The organism is Arenibacter sp. P308M17 (genome assembly GCF_003426735.1).
Taxonomy (GTDB): domain Bacteria; phylum Bacteroidota; class Bacteroidia; order Flavobacteriales; family Flavobacteriaceae; genus Arenibacter.
In genome coordinates, this window is sequence record NZ_QVON01000017.1 from 1 (window position 1) to 5124 (window position 5124).

Here is a 5124-nt window from a genome sequence, read left to right on the forward strand (position 1 = left end):
CTCCCGCGGTCTCCCGCGGGACGGCGTTTGCGCAAGCCAACGGGCAATTAGTACCACTCGGCTACGGACGTTGCCGCCCTTCCACCTATGGCCTATCGACGTGGTCATCTCCCACGGCCCTTTAAAGAAATCTCATCTTGTGGCGGGTTTCGCGCTTATATGCTTTCAGCGCTTATCCCGTCCCGACATAGCTACCCGGCAATGCCCCTGGCGGGACAACCGGCGCACCAGCGGTCGGTCCGACCCGGTCCTCTCGTACTAGGGTCAGGTCCACTCAAATTTCTAACGCCCGCAGTAGATAGAGACCGAACTGTCTCACGACGTTCTGAACCCAGCTCGCGTGCCACTTTAATGGGCGAACAGCCCAACCCTTGGGACCTTCTCCAGCCCCAGGATGTGACGAGCCGACATCGAGGTGCCAAACCCCCCCGTCGATATGAGCTCTTGGGGGAGATCAGCCTGTTATCCCCGGCGTACCTTTTATCCTTTGAGCGATGGCCCTTCCATGCGGAACCACCGGATCACTATGCTCTACTTTCGTACCTGGTCGACCTGTATGTCTCTCAGTCAAGCGCCCTTGTGCCATTGCACTCTGCACACGATTGCCAACCGTATTGAGGGCACCTTTAGAAGCCTCCGTTACTCTTTTGGAGGCGACCACCCCAGTCAAACTACCCACCACGCACTGTCCTCCCATATGGGAGTTAGGCCCCGGACAAACAAAGGCTGGTATTTCAACAATGGATCCACGATGCCTGGCGGCACCGCTTCAAATCCTCCCAGCTATCCTACACATTGGTTGCCCAAGGTCAATACGAAGCTATAGTAAAGGTGCACGGGGTCTTTTCGTCCCACTGCGGGTAACCGGCATCTTCACCGATACTACAATTTCACCGAGCTCATGGCCGAGACAGTGTCCAGATCGTTGCACCATTCGTGCAGGTCGGAACTTACCCGACAAGGAATTTCGCTACCTTAGGACCGTTATAGTTACGGCCGCCGTTTACTGGGGCTTCAATTCAATGCTTCTGACTTGCGCCATGACATCTCCTCTTAACCTTCCAGCACCGGGCAGGTGTCAGGCCCTATACTTCATCTCTCGATTTTGCAGAGCCCTGTGTTTTTGATAAACAGTCGCCTGGACCTCTTCACTGCGGCCCCCCACAAGGGGGGGCGACCCTTCTCCCGAAGTTACGGGTCCATTTTGCCTAGTTCCTTGGCCATGAATCTCTCGAGCGCCTTAGAATACTCATCCCAACCACCTGTGTCGGTTTGCGGTACGGGCCGCTTCACTCGCTTTTCTAGGAAGCCGATACGCTGGATTATCGGCTCGACCGAAGTCTCGCCGTACTATCCCACGCTTTGGCGTGGTTCAACGTGCAATTCCGTCTGCACGCACCAACTTCTCGACTCCGTCACTTTTAGCGTGAGCGGGTACAGAAATATTAATCTGTTGTCCATCCACTGCCCCTTTCGGGTTCGTGTTAGGTCCCGACTGACCCCCAGCTGATTAGCATAGCTGGGGAAACCTTGGTCTTTCGGCGTGCGGGTTTCTCGCCCGCATTATCGTTACTTATGCCTACATTTTCGTTTGTAGCTCCTCCAGCAACCCTTACAGATCGCCTTCAGCGGCACTACAATGCTCCCCTACCCCTCCATAGAATGGAAGTCACGGCTTCGGTGATATGCTTATGCCCGATTATTATCCATGCGGAACCGCTCGACCAGTGAGCTGTTACGCACTCTTTAAATGAATGGCTGCTTCCAAGCCAACATCCTGGCTGTCTGTGCAGTTCCACCGCGTTATATCAACTTAGCATATACTTCGGGACCTTAGCCGGTGATCTGGGTTCTTTCCCTCTCGGACATGGACCTTAGCACCCATGCCCTCACTGCGCACAAACATTTCATAGCATTCGGAGTTTGTCAGGAATTGGTAGGCGGTGAAGCCCCCGCATCCAATCAGTAGCTCTACCTCTATAAAACTATGTGCACGCTGCACCTAAATGCATTTCGGGGAGTACGAGCTATTTCCGAGTTTGATTGGCCTTTCACCCCTACCCACAGGTCATCCCAAGACTTTTCAACGTCAACGGGTTCGGTCCTCCACTGTGTGTTACCACAGCTTCAACCTGCCCATGGGTAGATCACACGGTTTCGCGTCTACTACTACTGACTATGGCGCCCTGTTCAGACTCGCTTTCGCTACGGATCCGCACCTGAAGTGCTTAACCTTGCCAGTAAAAGTAACTCGTAGGCTCATTATGCAAAAGGCACGCCGTCACCCCGAAGGGCTCCGACCGCTTGTAGGCGTATGGTTTCAGGATCTTTTTCACTCCCTTGTTCAGGGTTCTTTTCACCTTTCCCTCACGGTACTGGTCCACTATCGGTCTCTCAGGAGTATTTAGTCTTGGCGGATGGTCCCGCCGGATTCACACAGGGTTTCACGTGCCCCGCGCTACTCAGGATACCGCTATCGATCATGTTCTTTGCCCGTACGGGACTGTCACCCTCTACGGCCCCTCTTTCCAAAGGGTTCCGGTTCATCGCACATCGAATCTCGCGGTCCTACAACCCCGATATTGCCGAAACAACATCGGTTTGGACTAATCCGCTTTCGCTCGCCACTACTCACGGAATCACTTTTGTTTTCTCCTCCTCCGGCTACTTAGATGTTTCAGTTCACCGGGTTTGCCTGGCTTTCGCCATGGCATGCCTTCAACATGCCGGGTTGCCCCATTCGGATACCTGCGGATCACATCGTATGTGCCGATCCCCGCAGCTTTTCGCAGCTTATCGCGTCCTTCGTCGCCTCTGAGAGCCTAGGCATTCCCCATACGCCCTTATCCAGCTTGTCGCCAGACCTTTTAATCTATTGCGGGGCCCTAATTCCGCGGCAGCGTCCTTTGGGCCCTCTCTCGTATTCTTGTACTTTACCTTACTTTCGTGTTTCTTTTTCAGCGTACGCAAAGACCTGAATCTTTTGCGCACCCTGTCCCAATATGTCAATGAACGTTTTACAGTGAACAGTGATCAATTAACAATCAACAATTTAAAATTGCTTATTGCTAATTGGTCATTGCCAATTGTATGGTGGAGAATATCGGAGTCGAACCGATGGCCTCCTGCGTGCAAGGCAGGCGCTCTAGCCAGCTGAGCTAATCCCCCGTTTTCCCATAAGTTGGCAGTTGCCAGTTTACAGTTGACAGTCGACCCAACTTCTAGAATTTCCAATACTTTCAATCAATGAACGTTCCAAAACCTTAAGCTTTCAAACTTAGGGCCTTGAACCTGCAGCACCGCTGCATCGTAGTCCCAGGCAGACTCGAACTGCCGACCTCTACATTATCAGTGTAGCGCTCTAACCAGCTGAGCTATGAGACTCACTATAGTTTTTTATGTTTATTATAAAGACAGAAACCGAAACAACGGGCCCTTGAAAAAGGCCCCCATGGGCAGATTCCCTAGAAAGGAGGTGTTCCAGCCGCACCTTCCGGTACGGCTACCTTGTTACGACTTAGCCCTAGTTACCGATCTTGCCCTAGGCCGCTCCTTGCGGTGACGGACTTCAGGCACTCCCGGCTTCCATGGCTTGACGGGCGGTGTGTACAAGGCCCGGGAACGTATTCACCGGATCATGGCTGATATCCGATTACTAGCGATTCCAGCTTCACGGGGTCGAGTTGCAGACCCCGATCCGAACTGTGACCGGTTTTGTAGATTCGCTCCTGGTCGCCCAGTGGCTGCTCTCTGTACCGGCCATTGTAGCACGTGTGTGGCCCAGGACGTAAGGGCCGTGATGATTTGACGTCATCCCCACCTTCCTCGCGGTTTGCACCGGCAGTCCCGTTAGAGTCCCCATCTTTACATGCTGGCAACTAACGGCAGGGGTTGCGCTCGTTATAGGACTTAACCTGACACCTCACGGCACGAGCTGACGACAACCATGCAGCACCTTGTGGTCCGCCCGAAGGAAACCCTATCTCTAAGGCTGTCGGACCACATTTAAGCCCTGGTAAGGTTCCTCGCGTATCATCGAATTAAACCACATGCTCCACCGCTTGTGCGGGCCCCCGTCAATTCCTTTGAGTTTCATCCTTGCGGACGTACTCCCCAGGTGGGATACTTATCACTTTCGCTTGGCCGCCCAGGCTTGCGCCCGGACAGCTAGTATCCATCGTTTACGGCGTGGACTACCAGGGTATCTAATCCTGTTCGCTACCCACGCTTTCGTCCATCAGCGTCAGTATATGGTTAGTAACCTGCCTTCGCAATCGGTATTCTATGTAATATCTATGCATTTCACCGCTACACTACATATTCTAGTTACTTCACCATAACTCAAGGCCACCAGTATCAAGGGCAATTCTACGGTTGAGCCGCAGACTTTCACCCCTGACTTAATGGCCCGCCTACGGACCCTTTAAACCCAATGATTCCGGATAACGCTCGGATCCTCCGTATTACCGCGGCTGCTGGCACGGAGTTAGCCGATCCTTATTCTTACGGTACCGTCAGAGGGGCACGCGTGCCCCTTGTTCTTCCCGTACAAAAGCAGTTTACAATCCATAGGACCGTCTTCCTGCACGCGGCATGGCTGGATCAGGCTCCCGCCCATTGTCCAATATTCCTCACTGCTGCCTCCCGTAGGAGTCTGGTCCGTGTCTCAGTACCAGTGTGGGGGATCCCCCTCTCAGGGCCCCTACCCATCGACGTCTTGGTAGGCCGTTACCCTGCCAACTAACTAATGGGACGCATAGTCATCCCGTACCGTAGCCTTTAATGTACATGTGATGCCACAAGTACATACCATGGGGCGTTAATCCAAATTTCTCTGGGCTATTCCCCGGTACAGGGCAGATTCTATACGCGTTGCGCACCCGTGCGCCGGTCGCCGGCGGATAAGCAAGCTTATCCCCGCTGCCCCTCGACTTGCATGTGTTAGGCCTGCCGCTAGCGTTCATCCTGAGCCAGGATCAAACTCTTCATCGTTGATTCTTATATAACTTCGATCAACCCATAAAGGCATCTTTCCCGGCCCGTTATCTCGATTTCTTTCTCTGTGCCGCCTCCCCGTTTCCAAGAAGGCGGCACGCTGTCTTTACAATATATCAATGAACTTAT

The 5124-nt window shown here is 53.2% G+C and carries 2 tRNA genes and 2 rRNA genes; all 4 read right to left on the reverse strand.

The features are described 5' to 3' along the window. Positions 1 to 27: 27 nt before the first annotated feature. A 23S ribosomal RNA gene (locus D0S24_RS20800) occupies positions 28 to 2859 on the reverse strand. A 232-nt stretch (positions 2860 to 3091) separates the two neighbouring features. Further along, a tRNA-Ala gene (locus D0S24_RS20805) sits at positions 3092 to 3168 on the reverse strand. Positions 3169 to 3310: 142 nt separating this feature from the next. Next, positions 3311 to 3384: transfer RNA gene (locus D0S24_RS20810), tRNA-Ile, on the reverse strand. Positions 3385 to 3468: 84 nt separating this feature from the next. Next, a 16S ribosomal RNA gene (locus D0S24_RS20815) occupies positions 3469 to 4992 on the reverse strand. Together the 16S and 23S rRNA genes with 2 tRNA genes alongside form the textbook arrangement of a ribosomal RNA operon. Positions 4993 to 5124: the final 132 nt, after the last annotated feature.